The organism is Burkholderia sp. GW821-FHT14F03, assembly GCF_058803765.1.
Map to the genome: position 1 here is coordinate 15,773 of NZ_JBXAPG010000034.1, position 16,084 is coordinate 31,856.

General features: G+C 66.6%; 13 protein-coding genes. 12 read left to right on the plus strand and 1 reads right to left on the minus strand.

Annotation, left to right across the window (positions count from 1 at the left end; all coding sequences use genetic code 11):
* Window positions 1-317 precede the first annotated feature (317 nt).
* The 5 genes from carA (at window position 318) to AC1RQF_RS22285 (ending at window position 6,535) form a co-directional block, all read left to right on the plus strand.
* Complete coding sequence (carA, locus tag AC1RQF_RS22265; protein WP_274002341.1) at window positions 318-1,463, plus strand: glutamine-hydrolyzing carbamoyl-phosphate synthase small subunit; 1,146 nt, start codon at window positions 318-320, stop codon at window positions 1,461-1,463.
* A 19-nt stretch (window positions 1,464-1,482) separates the two neighbouring features.
* Window positions 1,483-2,148, plus strand: a complete 666-nt coding sequence (leuE, locus tag AC1RQF_RS22270) for a leucine efflux protein LeuE (protein WP_274002343.1) — start codon at window positions 1,483-1,485, stop codon at window positions 2,146-2,148.
* 51 nt (window positions 2,149-2,199) lie between these two features.
* Window positions 2,200-5,454 (plus strand): carbamoyl-phosphate synthase large subunit, encoded by a 3,255-nt coding sequence (carB, locus tag AC1RQF_RS22275; RefSeq protein WP_274002345.1) that lies wholly within the window; start codon window positions 2,200-2,202, stop codon window positions 5,452-5,454.
* Window positions 5,455-5,571: 117 nt separating this feature from the next.
* A complete protein-coding gene (greA, locus tag AC1RQF_RS22280) occupies window positions 5,572-6,048 on the plus strand; it encodes a transcription elongation factor GreA (RefSeq protein WP_274002347.1) in 477 nt (158 codons plus the stop codon).
* Between the two features lies 1 nt (window position 6,049).
* Window positions 6,050-6,535 (plus strand): DUF4149 domain-containing protein, encoded by a 486-nt coding sequence (locus AC1RQF_RS22285; RefSeq protein ID WP_274002349.1) that lies wholly within the window; start codon window positions 6,050-6,052, stop codon window positions 6,533-6,535.
* Between the two features lie 27 nt (window positions 6,536-6,562).
* On the opposite strand, the gene AC1RQF_RS22290 is transcribed toward AC1RQF_RS22285, so the two are convergent.
* Window positions 6,563-7,105, minus strand: coding sequence for a YhbY family RNA-binding protein (locus AC1RQF_RS22290; protein WP_492872968.1), 543 nt, complete (start codon window positions 7,103-7,105; stop codon window positions 6,563-6,565).
* A 183-nt stretch (window positions 7,106-7,288) separates the two neighbouring features.
* Here AC1RQF_RS22290 and AC1RQF_RS22295 point away from each other — a divergent pair, with 183 nt between their 5' ends.
* The 7 genes from AC1RQF_RS22295 (at window position 7,289) to pstA (ending at window position 16,077) form a co-directional block, all read left to right on the plus strand.
* A complete protein-coding gene (locus tag AC1RQF_RS22295; protein WP_274002352.1) occupies window positions 7,289-7,951 on the plus strand; it encodes an RlmE family RNA methyltransferase in 663 nt (220 codons plus the stop codon).
* Between the two features lie 167 nt (window positions 7,952-8,118).
* Window positions 8,119-10,005 (plus strand): ATP-dependent zinc metalloprotease FtsH, encoded by a 1,887-nt coding sequence (ftsH, locus tag AC1RQF_RS22300; protein WP_274002353.1) that lies wholly within the window; start codon window positions 8,119-8,121, stop codon window positions 10,003-10,005.
* A gap of 179 nt (window positions 10,006-10,184) precedes the next feature.
* Window positions 10,185-10,991: a dihydropteroate synthase gene (gene folP, locus AC1RQF_RS22305; protein WP_443111592.1), complete on the plus strand. Its 807-nt coding sequence runs from the start codon at window positions 10,185-10,187 to the stop codon at window positions 10,989-10,991.
* A gap of 25 nt (window positions 10,992-11,016) precedes the next feature.
* Window positions 11,017-12,375, plus strand: coding sequence for a phosphoglucosamine mutase (gene glmM / locus AC1RQF_RS22310; RefSeq protein WP_492872969.1), 1,359 nt, complete (start codon window positions 11,017-11,019; stop codon window positions 12,373-12,375).
* 710 nt (window positions 12,376-13,085) lie between these two features.
* Window positions 13,086-14,117, plus strand: a complete 1,032-nt coding sequence (gene pstS / locus AC1RQF_RS22315; protein WP_274002356.1) for a phosphate ABC transporter substrate-binding protein PstS — start codon at window positions 13,086-13,088, stop codon at window positions 14,115-14,117.
* Between the two features lie 89 nt (window positions 14,118-14,206).
* Window positions 14,207-15,184: a phosphate ABC transporter permease PstC gene (pstC, locus tag AC1RQF_RS22320; protein ID WP_274002358.1), complete on the plus strand. Its 978-nt coding sequence runs from the start codon at window positions 14,207-14,209 to the stop codon at window positions 15,182-15,184.
* A complete protein-coding gene (gene pstA / locus AC1RQF_RS22325) occupies window positions 15,181-16,077 on the plus strand; it encodes a phosphate ABC transporter permease PstA (protein WP_274002359.1) in 897 nt (298 codons plus the stop codon). The genes pstC and pstA overlap by 4 nt, the downstream gene beginning before the upstream one ends.
* The last annotated feature ends 7 nt before the right edge of the window (window positions 16,078-16,084 follow it).

Genomic DNA, 16,084 nt, shown 5'->3' on the forward strand with positions numbered 1-16,084 from the left:
CGGACAAAAAGGGGAGTATCGATCCGCGGCGCGTGGATGGCCGGTTCACGCGGATCGAGATTGAAGGGAAGGGCGGGTTCAAGCTATAATTTGAAAGTTTGTGCTAATCAACCTCGCACCCTAGCGCCTACCTTCATCTTCTCGTTCATTCCGCCGCACGCCGCTTGAGCCGGTGCTGCCGCGACAGCCTGCGCGCCGCGTCGGCTGCGCGCCACCCGCGAGCCGCGTCCAGCAAGCGCCCGAGCGCCATTGTGCGCGGCGGCGCACGCGGCAGGATCGATAGGGCGGCAGCAAGGGTGTTCCCCAAGGAGCCTCCCGTGTTGCCGTCTTTTTCTCCCGCTTTGCTCGCACTTGCCGACGGCACGGTCTTTCGTGGCTATTCGATCGGCGCGGCCGGCCACACGATCGGTGAAGTCGTGTTCAACACGGCCATCACCGGCTATCAGGAAATCCTCACGGATCCCAGCTACGCGCGCCAGATCGTCACGCTGACCTATCCGCACATCGGCAACGTCGGCGTCAACGCCGAGGATGTCGAGGCCACGAAAGTCCATGCCGCCGGCCTGATCGTGCGCGATCTGCCTGCGCTCGCGTCGAACTTCCGCATGGGGCGCACGCTCGGCGACTACCTGCGCGACGAAGGCGTGGTCGCGATCGCCGGGCTCGACACCCGCAAGCTGACCCGCGTGCTGCGCGACAAGGGCGCGCAGAACGGCTGCATTCTGACGGGCTCGGATGACGAGGCGAAGGCGATCGCGCTCGCGCGCTCGTTCCCGGGCCTCGCGGGCATGGATCTCGCGAAGGTCGTGTCGACCACCAAGTCGTTCGAATGGAAGCAGACCGAATGGCGTCTCGGCAGCGGCTACGGCATGCAGGAAGCGCCGCGCTACCGGGTCGTCGCGTATGACTTCGGCGTCAAGTACAACATCCTGCGGATGCTGGCCGAACGCGGCTGCCACGTCACCGTGCTGCCCGCGCAGGCGAGCGCGGCCGAGGCGCTCGCGCTCAATCCGGACGGCGTTTTCCTGTCGAACGGCCCGGGCGACCCGGAGCCGTGCGATTACGCGATCGCGGCGGCGAAGGAGTTCATCGAGCGCGGCGTGCCGACCTTCGGCATCTGCCTGGGCCACCAGATCATGGGGCTCGCGGTCGGCGCCAAGACCCTCAAGATGAAGACCGGCCACCACGGCGCGAACCACCCGGTGAAGGACCTCGGCGACGGCCGCGTCGTGATCACGTCGCAGAACCACGGTTTCGCGGTGGACGCCGACACGCTGCCGGCCAATGCGCGCGCGACGCACGTGTCGCTGTTCGATGGCACGCTGCAGGGCTTCGAGCTGACCGACAAGCCGGCGTTCTGCTTCCAGGGGCACCCGGAAGCATCGCCCGGGCCGCACGACATCGGCTACCTGTTCGACCGCTTCACCGCGTTGATGGACGCGGCGAAGGCCCGCAGCGCCTGAGACCGGCAAGGAGATTCGCATGTTCGGACACGCCCTCGGCATCACCGATTTCTGGACCTACGTGGTCGGGGTGGTGTTCATCATCCTGCTGCCCGGCCCCAATTCGATGTACGTGCTGTCGCTCGCCGCGCAGCGCGGCGTGAAGGCGGGCTATCGGGCCGCGTGCGGCGTGTTCGTCGGCGACGCGGTGCTGATGGTGCTGTCCGCGGCGGGCGTCGCGTCGCTGCTGAAGGCCAATCCGCTGCTGTTCTCGGTGGTCAAGTACGGCGGCGCCGCGTACCTGCTGTACATCGGCATCGCGATGCTGCGCGGCGCGTGGCGCAAGCTGCGCCAGCCGGCGGCCGCCGAGGCGGCCGCGGCGAACGCACCGGCGGTCGACGGCGAGCGGCCGTTCCGCAAGGCCCTGATCGTGAGTCTCCTGAATCCGAAGGCGATCCTGTTCTTCATCTCGTTCTTCATCCAGTTCGTTGACCCGGCGTTCCCGCATCCGGTGCTGCCGTTCGTCGTGCTGGGCGCGATCGCGCAGCTCACGAGCTTCCTGTACCTGAGCACGCTGATCTTCACGGGCGCACGCCTCGCCGCGCATTTCCGCCGCCGCCGCAAGCTCGCGGCCGGCGCGGCCAGCGGCGTGGGCGGCCTGTTCATCGGCTTCAGCGTGAAGCTCGCACTCGCGACGATGAGCTGAGCGCGGCCGGCGGACCCGTGCATTAACGATTATTTTTTGATTCCTAGAGCCATGCCAAAACGCACAGACATCAACAGCATCCTCATCATCGGCGCCGGCCCGATCATCATCGGCCAGGCGTGCGAGTTCGACTACTCGGGCGCGCAGGCATGCAAGGCGTTGCGTGAGGAGGGCTACAAGGTCATCCTCGTCAACAGCAACCCGGCGACGATCATGACCGACCCGAACACGGCCGATGTCACCTACATCGAGCCGATCACCTGGGAAGTGGTCGAGCGGATCATCGCGAAGGAGCGCCCGGACGCGATCCTGCCGACGATGGGCGGCCAGACCGCGCTCAACTGCGCGCTCGACCTGCATCACCACGGCGTGCTGGAAAAGTACAAGGTCGAGCTGATCGGCGCGTCGCCGGAAGCGATCGACAAGGCGGAAGACCGCCAGAAGTTCAAGGACGCGATGACCAAGATCGGCCTCGGTTCGGCCAAGTCGGGCATCGCGCATTCGATGGAGGAAGCGCTCAAGGTGCAGGCCGAGATCGCGGTCGCGACGGGCGGCGGCGGCTACCCGGCGGTGATCCGTCCGTCCTTCACGCTGGGCGGCTCGGGCGGCGGCATCGCCTACAACCGCGAGGAATTCGAGGAGATCTGCAAGCGCGGCCTCGATCTCTCGCCGACCCGCGAGCTGCTGATCGAAGAGTCGCTGCTCGGCTGGAAGGAATACGAGATGGAAGTCGTGCGCGACCGCGCCGACAACTGCATCATCGTCTGCTCGATCGAGAACCTCGATCCGATGGGCGTGCACACCGGCGATTCGATCACCGTCGCGCCCGCGCAGACGCTGACCGACAAGGAATACCAGGTGCTGCGCAACGCCTCGCTCGCGGTGCTGCGCGAGATCGGCGTCGACACCGGCGGGTCGAACGTGCAGTTCGCGATCAACCCGGACGACGGCCGCATGGTCGTGATCGAGATGAATCCGCGCGTGTCGCGCTCGTCGGCGCTCGCGTCGAAGGCGACCGGCTTCCCGATCGCGAAGGTCGCGGCGAAGCTCGCCGTCGGCTACACGCTCGACGAACTGAAGAACGAGATCACGGGCGGCCAGACGCCGGCCTCGTTCGAGCCGACGATCGATTACGTCGTGACGAAGATCCCGCGCTTCGCGTTCGAGAAGTTCCGCGAGGCCGATTCGCGCCTGACGACGCAGATGAAGTCGGTCGGCGAGGTGATGGCGATCGGCCGCACGTTCCAGGAGTCGTTCCAGAAGGCGCTGCGCGGCCTCGAGGTCGGCGTCGATGGGCTCGACGAGAAGACCGTGAGCCGCGACGAGATCATCCGCGAGATCGGCGAGCCGGGTCCGGACCGGATCTGGTACGTCGGCGATGCGTTCCGCTCGGGGATGTCGCGCGAGCAGATTTTCGCGGAGACCAGGATCGACCCGTGGTTCCTCGCGCAGATCGAACAGATCGTGCTGAAGGAGCGGGCGCTGGCGGGCCGCACGCTCGCGAGCCTGACCAAGCCCGAGCTGCACTTCCTGAAACAGAGCGGCTTCTCGGACCGCCGCCTCGCGAAGCTGCTCGGCGTGAGCCCGGCCGACGTGCGCGCGCGCCGGCTCGAACTGAACGTGCGCCCGGTGTACAAGCGCGTCGACACCTGCGCGGCCGAGTTCGCGACCAAGACCGCCTACATGTACTCGACCTACGAGGAGGAGTGCGAGGCGCAGCCGACCACCAACAAGAAGATCATGGTGCTGGGCGGCGGCCCGAACCGGATCGGCCAGGGCATCGAGTTCGACTACTGCTGCGTGCACGCGGCGCTCGCGATGCGCGAGGACGGCTACGAGACCATCATGGTCAACTGCAATCCGGAAACCGTGTCGACCGACTACGACACGTCGGACCGCCTGTATTTCGAGCCGCTGACGCTCGAGGACGTGCTCGAGATCGTCGACAAGGAAAAGCCGCTCGGCGTGATCGTGCAGTACGGCGGCCAGACGCCGCTCAAGCTCGCGCTCGATCTCGAGGCGCACGGCGTGCCGATCGTTGGCACCTCGCCCGACATGATCGACGCGGCGGAAGACCGCGAGCGTTTCCAGAAGCTGCTGCATGACCTGGGCCTGCGCCAGCCGCCGAACCGCACCGCGCGCGCGGAAGACGAAGCGCTCAAGCTCGCCGACGAGATCGGTTATCCGCTCGTGGTGCGTCCGTCGTATGTGCTGGGCGGCCGCGCGATGGAGATCGTCCACGAGCCGCGCGACCTCGAGCGCTACATGCGCGAGGCGGTCAAGGTGTCGAACGATTCGCCGGTGCTGCTCGACCGCTTCCTGAACGATGCGATCGAGTGCGACGTCGACTGCATCTGCGACGGTGACGCCGTGTTCATCGGCGGCGTGATGGAGCACATCGAGCAGGCGGGCGTGCACTCGGGCGACTCCGCGTGCTCGCTGCCGCCGTACTCGCTGTCGGCCGGGACGGTCGACGAACTGAAGCGCCAGACGGGCGCGATGGCGAAGGCGCTGAACGTGGTCGGCCTGATGAACGTGCAGTTCGCGATCCAGCAGGTGCCGCAGGCGGACGGTTCGAAGCAGGACGTCATCTACGTGCTCGAAGTGAATCCGCGCGCGTCGCGCACGGTGCCGTACGTGTCGAAGGCGACCAGCCTGCCGCTCGCGAAGATCGCGGCCCGCGCGATGGTGGGCCAGACGCTCGCGCAGCAGGGCGTGACGAAGGAAGTGGTGCCGCCGTACTTCAGCGTGAAGGAAGCGGTGTTCCCGTTCATCAAGTTCCCGACCGTCGATCCGGTGCTCGGGCCGGAGATGCGTTCGACGGGCGAGGTGATGGGCGTCGGCCGGACCTTCGGCGAGGCGCTGTTCAAGTCGCAGCTCGCGGCGGGTTCGCGCCTGCCGGAGTCGGGCACGGTGCTGCTGACCGTGATGGACGCGGACAAGCCGAAGGCGGTCGAGGTCGCGCGCATGCTGCATGCGCTCGGCTATCCGATCGTCGCGACGCGCGGCACCGCGGCGGCGATCGACGCCGCCGGCGTGCCGGTGAAGGTGGTGAACAAGGTGAAGGACGGCCGTCCGCACATCGTCGACATGATCAAGAACGGCGAGATCGCGCTCGTGTTCACGACGGTCGACGAGACTCGCGCGGCGATCGCCGATTCGCGTTCGATCCGCATGAGCGCGCAGGCGCACAAGGTCACGTACTATACGACCATGTCGGGCGCGCGCGCGGCGGTCGAAGGGCTGCGCTACCTGAAGGACCTGGAAGTCTATGATTTACAAGGTCTGCACGCTCGCCTAAACTAAGCCTTCAGTTACCTGTTCAGTATCACGTGCCGCGATTAAGCGGCGTTTCCGGTGGATCGGAAATGCGCTTAATCGCGGTGATTTTTTTTATAGCCGTTTTTAGCTATTGAGTCGTTTATGAGCACCATTCCGTTGACAAAACGTGGCGCGGAGCAGCTGCGCGATGAGTTGCAGCGTCTCAAGTCGGTCGAGCGGCCGGCCGTCATCAATGCGATTTCCGAGGCGCGTGCGCAAGGCGATCTGTCCGAGAATGCCGAGTACGACGCCGCGAAGGAAAAGCAGGGCTTCATCGAGGGCCGCATCGCCGAGATCGAATCGAAGCTGTCGGCCGCGCAGGTCATCGATCCGACTGCCGTCGACGCGGACGGGCGCGTGGTGTTCGCCGCGACGGTCGAGCTGGAAGACCTGGCGTCGGGCAGCACCGTCAAATACCAGATCGTCGGCGACGACGAGGCGGATCTCGACCACGGCCTGATCTCGGTCAGCTCGCCGATCGCACGCGCGCTGATCGGCAAGACCGAGGGCGACGTCGCCGCGGTGCAGGCGCCGGGCGGCGTGCGCGAGTACGAGATCATCTCGGTCAGCTACGTCTGAGATGACAGCCTCCGTCGTTTCGGCGCGCGTGTTCCGGGCGGTGTCGATGCTGTGGGTGGGCAGCCTGCTGACGATCGGTTATGCGGTCGCGCCGGTCCTGTTCACGATGCTCGACCGCACCACGGCGGGCTCGGTCGCGGCGCAGCTGTTCCGGATCGAGGCCTATGTCGGCTGCGTGAGCGGCGTGCTGCTGCTGATGCTCGCGAACCGCTTCGCGCAGCGCGGCGAGGCTGCGTACCGGCGCGTGCGCTGGATCGTCGCGGGCATGCTGGTCTGCGTGCTGGTCGGCTATTTCGCGCTGCAGCCGTTCATGAGCGCGCTGCGGATCGCCGCGATGGAGGCGGGCACCGATCTTGCGCATTCGGCCTATGCGGCGCGCTTCGGCCTGCTGCACGGCGTGTCGAGCCTGTTCTATCTGGTCGAGAGCGTGCTGGGGCTGTGGCTCGTGTGGATCCTGCCCGCGCAGGGCGGGCGGTCCGCGGCCTGAGGGCCGGGCCCGCGAGCCCGGAGCGGCTTACTTGTCGTTCTGGAACGGGCGCTTGGCGCTGGACTGACGCTTCTTGGCGCGCTTGACGTTGCCGCCCGCCGTCACGCGCTCGTTGCCGCGCACCACGACCTTCTGTGCCTTGGGCTTGCGCAGCGGCTTGTCGAGCGTCTGCTTGACCACCTTGACGACGCGCGGGGCACGGCCCTTGCCCGGTTGTTCCGGTTCGCCGCGCTGCAGCGCGATCTCGCGGGCGCTCGGCGCGCCGCGACGGCCGCGCGTCGGCGCGGGCGCCACCTGCTCGGGGCGCCAGATCACGAGCAGCTTGCCGATGTGCTGGATCGGCGCGGCGTTCAATCGATCGCAGACCTCGTCGTAGATCGCGATGCGCGCGTCGCGTTCGTCGCCGAACACGCGGATCTTGATGAGCTGGTGCGCGGCGAGGTGGACCTTGATCTCGGCCAGCACGGCGTCGGTCAGGCCTTCGGCGCCGATCAGCACGACCGGCTTGAGCGCATGAGCCTGGGACCGCAGCGCGGAGCGCTCGGCGGGGGAAAGCGAAAGGGCGGGCATGGATGACTTCACTCTGAGGGCGCGGGCCGGGCGATCAGCCTCACGGCTTTTCTCCGGCGGCGCGCCGAAACCACGTAAAATCGCGACTTCGGCCCGAAACGGCCGCGAGTCGCGCGAATAAGACGCGTATTATCCGCCAAAAGCGCGGCTTCACGAAGCAATTGGCAGCAATCTCTCGTTCGAATGGCAAAGAATCGCTTTAACCAGCACTGGTTGCATGACCACATCAACGATCCGTACGTCAAGATGGCGCAGCGGGAAGGCTATCGCGCGCGCGCCGCGTACAAGCTCAAGGAAATCGACGAGCAGGACAAGCTGATCCGGCCGGGTCAGGTCATCGTCGACCTCGGCGCCACGCCGGGCAGCTGGAGCCAGTACGCGCGCAACAAGCTCGCGCAGGGCAGGCACCGCGACGCCGCGCGCGAAGGCGGCATCGACGGCACGATCATCGCGCTCGACATGTTGCCGATGGAGCCGATCGCCGACGTGCACTTCATCCTCGGCGACTTCCGCGAGGACGAGGTGCTCGCGCAATTGGAGGCGGTGCTCGAAGGTCGCGAGGTCGATCTTGTAATTTCAGACATGGCCCCCAATCTGTCCGGGGTGGCGATCGCGGACGCGGCACGGATCGAGCATGTGTGCGATCTGGCGCTTGAATTCTCGCAGAACCATCTGAAGCCGGATGGGGCGCTGCTGGTCAAGTGTTTCCACGGCAGTGGCTACAGCCAGATTGTCGAGAAGTTCAAGCAACAATTCAGGACGGTGGCTCCGCGCAAGCCGAAGGCTTCCCGCGACAAATCGTCCGAGACGTTTATTTTGGGTCGGCATCTCAAGCATCCCCGATAACCGGGGCGTGATGCCGCAGGCCCTGTCCCGGCCCTTGCCGGCCATGCGTTCCGCCTATCAGGGCGGTAATGAATCGTTATGGCAGGGGCCTGCGGACTGGATTAGAATGCCTGAAGAGCGCCGCAAGGAATATGTAGGCGCTCGTCTATGAGTGAAGGAGTGGTGCTTTGAACAACAATATGTTTTCCAAGGCAGCAGTGTGGCTGGTAATCGCACTGGTGCTGTTTACGGTGTTCAAGCAGTTCGATAAGCCCCGCGTCCAGGAAGGTGTGTCGTATTCGCAGTTCATGGACGACGCGAAGAACGGCAAGGTCAAGAACGTCATCGTGCAGGGGCGTAACCTCACCGTCACTCCCGCGGATGGCCAGAAGTACCAGATCGTGTCGCCCGGCGACATCTGGATGGTCGGCGACCTGATGAAGTACGGCGTGCAAGTCAGCGGCAAGGCAGACGACGAGCCGAATGCGTTCGTTTCCGCGCTCTACTATCTGGGGCCGACGATCCTGATCATCGGTTTCTGGTTCTACATGATGCGGCAGATGCAGGGCGGCGGTAAGGGCGGGGCGTTCTCGTTCGGCAAATCGCGCGCGCGTCTGATCGACGAAAACAACAACGCGGTCAATTTCTCCGACGTCGCGGGCTGCGACGAAGCGAAGGAGGAGGTGTCCGAACTGGTCGACTTCCTGCGCGATCCGCAGAAATTCCAGAAGCTCGGCGGCCGGATTCCGCGCGGCGTGCTGCTTGTCGGCCCGCCGGGCACTGGCAAGACGCTGCTCGCCCGCGCGATCGCCGGCGAGGCGAAGGTGCCGTTCTTCAGCATCTCGGGTTCCGATTTCGTCGAAATGTTCGTCGGCGTCGGCGCGGCCCGTGTGCGCGACATGTTCGAGCAGGCGAAGAAGCATGCGCCGTGCATCGTGTTCATCGATGAAATCGACGCGGTCGGCCGTCATCGCGGCGCCGGCATGGGCGGCGGCAACGACGAGCGCGAGCAGACCTTGAACCAGATGCTGGTCGAGATGGACGGCTTCGAGGCGAATTCAGGCGTGATCGTGATCGCCGCGACCAACCGTTCCGACGTGCTCGACAAGGCGCTGCTGCGCCCGGGTCGTTTCGACCGCCAGGTGTATGTCGGCCTGCCCGACATCCGCGGCCGCGAGCAGATCATGCGCGTGCACCTGCGCAAGGTGCCGATCTCGAACGACGTCGACGCGGCGGTCATCGCACGCGGCACGCCGGGCTTCTCGGGCGCCGATCTCGCGAACCTCGTGAACGAAGCCGCGCTGTTCGCGGCGCGTCGCGGCAAGCGCATCGTCGAGATGCAGGACTTCGAAGATGCGAAGGACAAGATCTTCATGGGTCCGGAGCGCAAGTCGGCCGTGATCCGCGAGGAAGCGAAGCGGGCCACCGCGTACCACGAGTCGGGCCACGCGGTGGTGGCGAAGCTGCTGCCGAAGGCCGATCCGGTGCACAAGGTCACGATCATCCCGCGCGGTCGCGCGCTGGGCGTCACCTGGCAGCTGCCGGAGCATGACAACGAGACCTATTCGAAGGACTACCTGCTCGATCGCCTCGCGATCCTGTTCGGCGGCCGGGTCGCGGAAGAGCTGTTCATGGACCTCCTCAGCACGGGGGCCTCGGACGACTTCAACAAGGCGACGCAAACCGCGCGTGCGATGGTGGCCCGTTTCGGGATGACCGATGCGCTCGGGCCGATGGTCTACGTCGACGACGAGAACGACGCCAGCCCGTTCGGGCGCGGCTTCACGCGCACGATTTCCGAGGCGACGCAGCAGAAGGTCGACGCGGAAATCCGCCGGGTGCTCGATCAGCAGTACAACCTCGCGCGTCGCCTGCTCGACGAGAACCGCGACAAGGTCGAGGCGATGACGGCCGCGCTGATGGAGTGGGAGACGATCGACGCCGATCAGATCAACGACATCATGGAAGGTCGTCCGCCGCGCTCGCCGAAGAGCAGCCCGCCCGCGAGCGATCCGTCGTCGGGCGGCAGCGCCGGCACCGAAGTCAAGCCGGGCAACGCGACCGCACCGGCCTGACCGGGCGCGCGCTGGATTCACGGGCTGGTGTGGCTGTCACACCGGCCCGTTTTGCTTTCTCCGCACTATCATTGCGACACCACGCGTCGCTCTTATCCGTGTCCAGATCTTCTTTCCCGTTCGTCCCCGCGCCGCTGCGCTGCGGCCGCTTCACGCTCGACTTCACCCGTCCGCTCGTGATGGGCATCCTCAACGTCACCCCGGATTCGTTCTCGGACGGCGGCCGCTATCTCGCGCGCGACGCCGCGCTGCGTCAGGCCGAGCAGATGCTGGCCGACGGCGCGGACCTGCTCGACATCGGCGGCGAATCGACCCGCCCCGGCGCGCCGCCGGTGCCGCTCGACGAGGAACTGGCGCGCGTGATCCCGCTCATCGAGGCGCTGCGCGGGGCCGGCGTGCCGCTGTCGGTGGATACCTACAAGCCGGATGTGATGCGTGCGTCGCTGGCGGCCGGCGCGGACCTGATCAACGATATCTGGGGGCTGCGCCAGCCGGGCGCGATCGAGGCGGTGAAGGACAGTGAATGCGGGCTGTGCGTGATGCATATGCTCGGCGAGCCTCAGACCATGCAGGTGGGCGAACCGGCCTACGATGACGTGGTCGGCGAGGTGCGCGATTTTCTTGCGGCGCGCGCGACGGCTCTGCAGGCGGCGGGCATCGACGCCCAGCGCATCAGCGTAGATCCGGGCTTCGGGTTCGGCAAGACGGTGATCGAGCACAACTACGCCTTGCTCGCGCATCTGCCCGCGACCACGCCCGCGCGGCCCGACGGCCGGCCTTACCCGATCCTCGCCGGCATGTCGCGCAAGTCGATGCTGGGCGCGGTGATCGACAAGCCCGCGCCGGAGCGGGTCGCGGCGAGCGTCGCGGCCGCGCTGTGCGCGGTGGAGCGGGGCGCGGCGATCGTGCGGGTGCACGATGTCGCGCCGACCGTCGATGCACTGAAAATCTGGCATGCCGTGCGCGAAGCCGCACGTCGCGCTTAAGTCGAAACAAGGAGGAATATTCCCTATGGGACGTCGTTATTTCGGTACGGACGGCATTCGCGGCACGGTTGGCGAGGCGCCGATCACGCCGGATTTCGTGCTGCGGCTCGGCTACGCGGCCGGCAAGGTCCTCGCGCGCGCCTCGGGCGCCCAGGCCGCCGGCGCGCGACCGACGGTGCTGATCGGCAAGGACACGCGGGTGTCGGGCTACATGCTTGAAGCCGCGCTGGAGGCGGGCTTCTCGGCGGCGGGCGTCGACGTGATGCTGGCCGGCCCGATGCCGACGCCGGGCGTCGCATACCTGACGCGCGCGCTGCGCCTGTCGGCGGGCGTCGTGATCAGCGCGTCGCACAACCCGTACCACGACAATGGGATCAAGTTTTTCTCGGCCGACGGCAACAAGCTCCCGGACGAGACGGAGTCTGAAATCGAGGCGTGGCTCGACAAGCCGCTCGACTGCGCGCCGTCCGACGGGCTCGGCAAGGCGCGCCGGCTCGACGACGCGGGCGGCCGCTACATCGAGTTCTGCAAAAGCACGTTCCCGGCGGCGTTCGATCTGCGCGGCATGAAGCTCGTGATCGATTGCGCGCATGGCGCGGCCTACCAGATCGCGCCGCACGTGTTTCACGAGCTCGGCGCCGACGTGATCCCGATCGGTGTCGCGCCGAACGGTTTCAACATCAACGACGGCGTTGGCGCGACCGCGCCGGACGCGCTGATGCGTTCGGTGCGCGCGAACCGTGCGGATCTCGGCATCGCGCTCGACGGCGACGCGGATCGGCTGCAGGTGGTTGACGGCGCGGGCCGCCTGTACAACGGCGACGAGCTGCTGTACGTCCTGGTCAAGGACCGGATCGCGACCAACGGCCGGGTCGACGGCGCGGTCGGCACGCTGATGACGAATCTGGCCGTCGAGGTGGCGCTGAAACAGGCGGGCGTGCAGTTCGTGCGCGCGGCGGTTGGTGACCGCTATGTGCTCGAACAACTGCACGAGCGCGGTTGGCAGCTTGGCGCGGAGGGGTCGGGTCATATCCTGTCGCTCGATCGTCATTCGACCGGAGACGGCATTGTTTCCGCGCTGCTGGTGCTGGCCGCGCTCAAGCGCAGCGGGCAGACGCTCGCCGAGATGCTGAACGGCGTCACGTTGTTTCCGCAGAAGCTGATCAACGTCCGCATGAAGCCGGGCGCGGACTGGAAAGGCAGCGCGGCGATCCGCGACGCGATTGCGTCCGCCGAGCAGGCGCTGGCCGGCAGCGGCCGGGTGCTGATCCGTGCCTCGGGCACCGAGCCCGTGTTGCGCGTGATGGTCGAGGCCGAGGATGCCGCGGCCGCGGCCCGCCATGCGGAGGCGATCGCCGAGGTGGTGCGCGAAGCCACCACCTGAGCGCAGCGCGCGGGCCGGCGGACCTGTCCGCATATCCATGACTTTTACCTCTCATGATATGCCCCGCCCACAAAATCCCGGACAGGTCCGGGCCGGCCGTCACGCCGGCGGCGCGCGCATCCTGCATCGCTCAGTCCCTCAATCCGGCGTGGCGTCAGCCGCGCCGCGCACCGGCACCGCGCACCGCGCACCGCGCACCGCGCACCGCGCACCGCGCACCGCGCACCGCGCACCGGCACCGCGCACCGGCACCGCGCACCGGCACCGCGCACCGGCACCGCGCACCGCTCACCGCTCACCGGCACCCGGCACCGGCACCCGGCACCCGGCACCGGCACCGCTCACCGGCACCGGCACCGGCACCGGCCACCAGCCACCAGCCACCAGCCACCAGCCACCAGCCACCAGCCACCAGCCACCAGCCACCAGCCACCAGCACCCGCCGCGCAGGGCCATCCCCAACGCTTCACGGGCTTCTATTTCACGCATCTCCGGCGCCCGCCACGGGATTTTTTTCCGTCCCGTGACTTTTCGCCTACCCTCTACAGGCGGGCTTGCCCAGCCGCGCATCGCCGCCCATTTTCCCGCGTTGCCGCCTTTCAAACAGTCATGTTACTGTCACGCCAGTTTCATCGATTGTCACATTACCGTCATGAGCAGCCCCTAATCTTCGCGGTGCCGTAGTCATCCGCTCACACACTGGAGGTCTCATGAAATTGATGCAAACCGCGTTTGCCGGCCTGGCTGGCGCGCTTTTCGCGGTCGCCGCGCACGCCGCCGACATCACCGGCGCGGGCAGCACCTTCGCGATGCCGATCTACACGAAATGGGCCGCTGACTACCAGCAGTCCGGCGGTGCGAAGATCAACTACCAGGGCATCGGCTCGTCGGGCGGTCTCAAGCAGATCATCGCGAAGACGGTCGATTTCGCCGGCTCCGACGCACCGCTGAAGGACGATGAACTGGCCAAGGAAGGCCTGTTCCAGTTCCCGACCGTCGTCGGCGGCGTGGTGCCCGTGATCAACGTGCCCGGCGTGAAGCCCGGCGAGATCGCGCTGTCGGGCCCGGTGCTCGGCGACATCTACCTGGGCAAGATCAAGAAGTGGAACGATCCGGCGATCGCCGCGCTGAACCCGAAGGTCAAGCTGCCGGATACCGACATCGCGGTGGTGCGCCGCGCGGACGGCTCGGGCACGAGCTTCATCTGGACGAACTACCTGTCGAAGGTCAACGAAGAGTGGAAGTCGAAGATCGGCGAAGGCACGACCGTCAACTGGCCGACCGGCACGGGCGGCAAGGGCAACGACGGCGTCGCGGCTTTCGTGCAGCGTCTGCCGGGCGCGATCGGCTACGTCGAGTGGGCGTACGCGAAGAAGAACAACATGGTCTACACGGACCTGAAGAACGCGACGGGCAACGTGGTCGAGCCGAAGACCGAAACCTTCAAGGCAGCGGCCGCCGGCGCGAACTGGTCGAAGTCGTTCTACCAGATCCTGACGAACCAGCCGGGCAAGGATGCATGGCCGGTGGTCGGCGCGACCTTCGTGCTCCTGCACGCGAAGCAGGAAAAGCCGGCGCAAGGCGCGGAAACGCTGAAATTCTTCGACTGGGCGTTCAAGAACGGCTCGAAGGCCGCGGATGACCTCGACTACATCTCGCTGCCGTCGGCGGTTGAGACCGAGATCCGCAAGCAGTGGAAGGTCAAGGTGACGGACGCAGCAGGCAAGTCGGTCGCCGAGTAAGCGGCAGCGGTTCGCCGCCCGGTTCACCGGGCGGCGTGTGCGGTACCGGTGGGCGGCCCAGGCCGTCCGCCCCTGAATAACAGGCTCCCATGTCTGATTTTCCTCTCGCGTCGACGAGCCAAGGGCTCCAGCGCGCGCCGAGCCGGCTCGGCGACCTCATCTTCGGCGGCCTGACGCGTCTCGCTGCGATCGTCACGCTGCTGCTGCTCGGCGGCATCATCGTTTCGCTGATCATCGCGTCGATGCCGACCATCCAGAAATTCGGCCTGGCCTTCCTCTGGCAATCCGAATGGGATCCCAATTCCGACGTGTACGGGGCGTTAGTGCCGATCTACGGCACGATCGTCACGTCCCTCATCGCCCTCGTGATCGCGGTGCCGGTCAGCTTCGGCATCGCGCTGTTCCTCACCGAGCTGTCGCCCGTCTGGCTGCGCCGTCCGCTCGGCATCGCGATCGAGCTGCTCGCCGCGATCCCGTCGATCGTGTACGGCATGTGGGGCCTGCTCGTGTTCGCGCCGATCTTCGCGGAATACTTCCAGAAGCCCATCGGCAAGCTGCTCGGCCCGATCCCGGGGCTCGGCGCCTTGTTCCAGGGCCCGCCGATCGGCATCGGCATCCTGAGCGCGGGCGTGATCCTCGCGATCATGATCATCCCGTACATCGCCTCGGTGATGCGTGACGTGTTCGAGGTCACGCCGGTGCTGCTCAAGGAGTCGGCCTACGGAATCGGCTGCACGACCTGGGAAGTGATGTGGAAGATCGTGCTGCCCTATACGAAGACCGGCGTGATCGGCGGCGTGATGCTCGGCCTCGGCCGCGCGCTCGGCGAGACCATGGCCGTGACCTTCGTGATCGGCAACACCAACCTGCTCGACAACATCTCGCTGTACTCGCCGGGCAACAGCATCACCTCCGCGCTCGCCAACGAGTTCGCGGAAGCGGCGCCGGGCCTGCATACCTCGGCGCTGATGGAACTCGGGCTGATCCTGTTCGTGATCACCTTCATCGTGCTGGCCATCTCCAAGCTGATGCTGCTGCGCCTCGAAAAAGGAGAGGGCAAGAAATGAGCGAGCCTATTCTGAACCTGCCGGGCGGCGTGCGCGGCGCGGCGCTCGACGCGATGCGCGAGAAGCTGCAGCGCCGCCGCAAGGCGACCAACGCGATGGCGCTCACGGCCTCGCTGGGCGCGATGGTATTCGGCCTCGTGTGGCTCGTCTGGATTCTCTACACGACGCTGCATCTCGGCATCGGCGGCCTGTCGGTGTCGCTGTTCATCGAGTCGACTCCCGCGCCGAACACCGCGGGCGGCGGCCTCGCGAATGCGATCGTCGGCAGCCTGATGCTGGTCGGCCTCGCGACCTTCGTCGGCACGCCGGTCGGGATCCTCGCGGGCGTCTATCTGGCCGAGTACGGCCAGAAGAACTGGCTCGCGAGCCTGATGCGCTTCATCAACGACATCCTGCTGTCCGCGCCGTCGATCGTCGTCGGCCTGTTCGTGTATGCGCTCGTGGTCGCGAAGTCGGGCCGCTTCAGCGGCTGGGCCGGCGTGATCGCGCTCGCGCTGCTGCAGGTGCCGATCGTGATCCGCACCACCGAGAACATGCTGAAGCTGGTGCCGAACGCGCTGCGCGAGGCGGCCTTTGCGCTCGGCACGCCGAAATGGCGGATGGTGATGGCGATCACGCTGCGCGCGTCGATCGGCGGGATCGTGACGGGCGTGCTGCTCGCGGTCGCGCGGATCGCCGGCGAAACCGCGCCGCTCCTGTTCACCGCGCTGTCGAACCAGTTCTTCTCGCTCGACATGAACCAGCCGATCGCGAACCTGCCGGTCACGATCTACAAGTTCGCCATGAGCCCGTTCGCCGAGTGGCAGTCACTCGCCTGGGCCGGCGTCTTCCTGATTACGCTCGGCGTGCTGGGGCTCAATATCCTCGCGCGCTCGATCTTCTCGAAAAAGTAACGGCGGA

Excerpts from the sequence above, each read along its gene's own strand:
- leuE (WP_274002343.1), top strand. The coding sequence starts at position 1,483 with ATGTTCGGACACGCCCTCGGCATCACCGATTTCTGGACCTACGTGGTC.
- carB (WP_274002345.1), top strand. The coding sequence starts at position 2,200 with ATGCCAAAACGCACAGACATCAACAGCATCCTCATCATCGGCGCCGGC.
- greA (WP_274002347.1), top strand. The coding sequence starts at position 5,572 with ATGAGCACCATTCCGTTGACAAAACGTGGCGCGGAGCAGCTGCGCGAT.
- AC1RQF_RS22285 (WP_274002349.1), top strand. The coding sequence starts at position 6,050 with ATGACAGCCTCCGTCGTTTCGGCGCGCGTGTTCCGGGCGGTGTCGATG.
- AC1RQF_RS22290 (WP_492872968.1), bottom strand. The coding sequence starts at position 7,105 with ATGCCCGCCCTTTCGCTTTCCCCCGCCGAGCGCTCCGCGCTGCGGTCC.
- AC1RQF_RS22295 (WP_274002352.1), top strand. The coding sequence starts at position 7,289 with ATGGCAAAGAATCGCTTTAACCAGCACTGGTTGCATGACCACATCAAC.
- folP (WP_443111592.1), top strand. The coding sequence starts at position 10,185 with ATGGGCATCCTCAACGTCACCCCGGATTCGTTCTCGGACGGCGGCCGC.
- glmM (WP_492872969.1), top strand. The coding sequence starts at position 11,017 with ATGGGACGTCGTTATTTCGGTACGGACGGCATTCGCGGCACGGTTGGC.
- pstS (WP_274002356.1), top strand. The coding sequence starts at position 13,086 with ATGAAATTGATGCAAACCGCGTTTGCCGGCCTGGCTGGCGCGCTTTTC.
- pstC (WP_274002358.1), top strand. The coding sequence starts at position 14,207 with ATGTCTGATTTTCCTCTCGCGTCGACGAGCCAAGGGCTCCAGCGCGCG.
- pstA (WP_274002359.1), top strand. The coding sequence starts at position 15,181 with ATGAGCGAGCCTATTCTGAACCTGCCGGGCGGCGTGCGCGGCGCGGCG.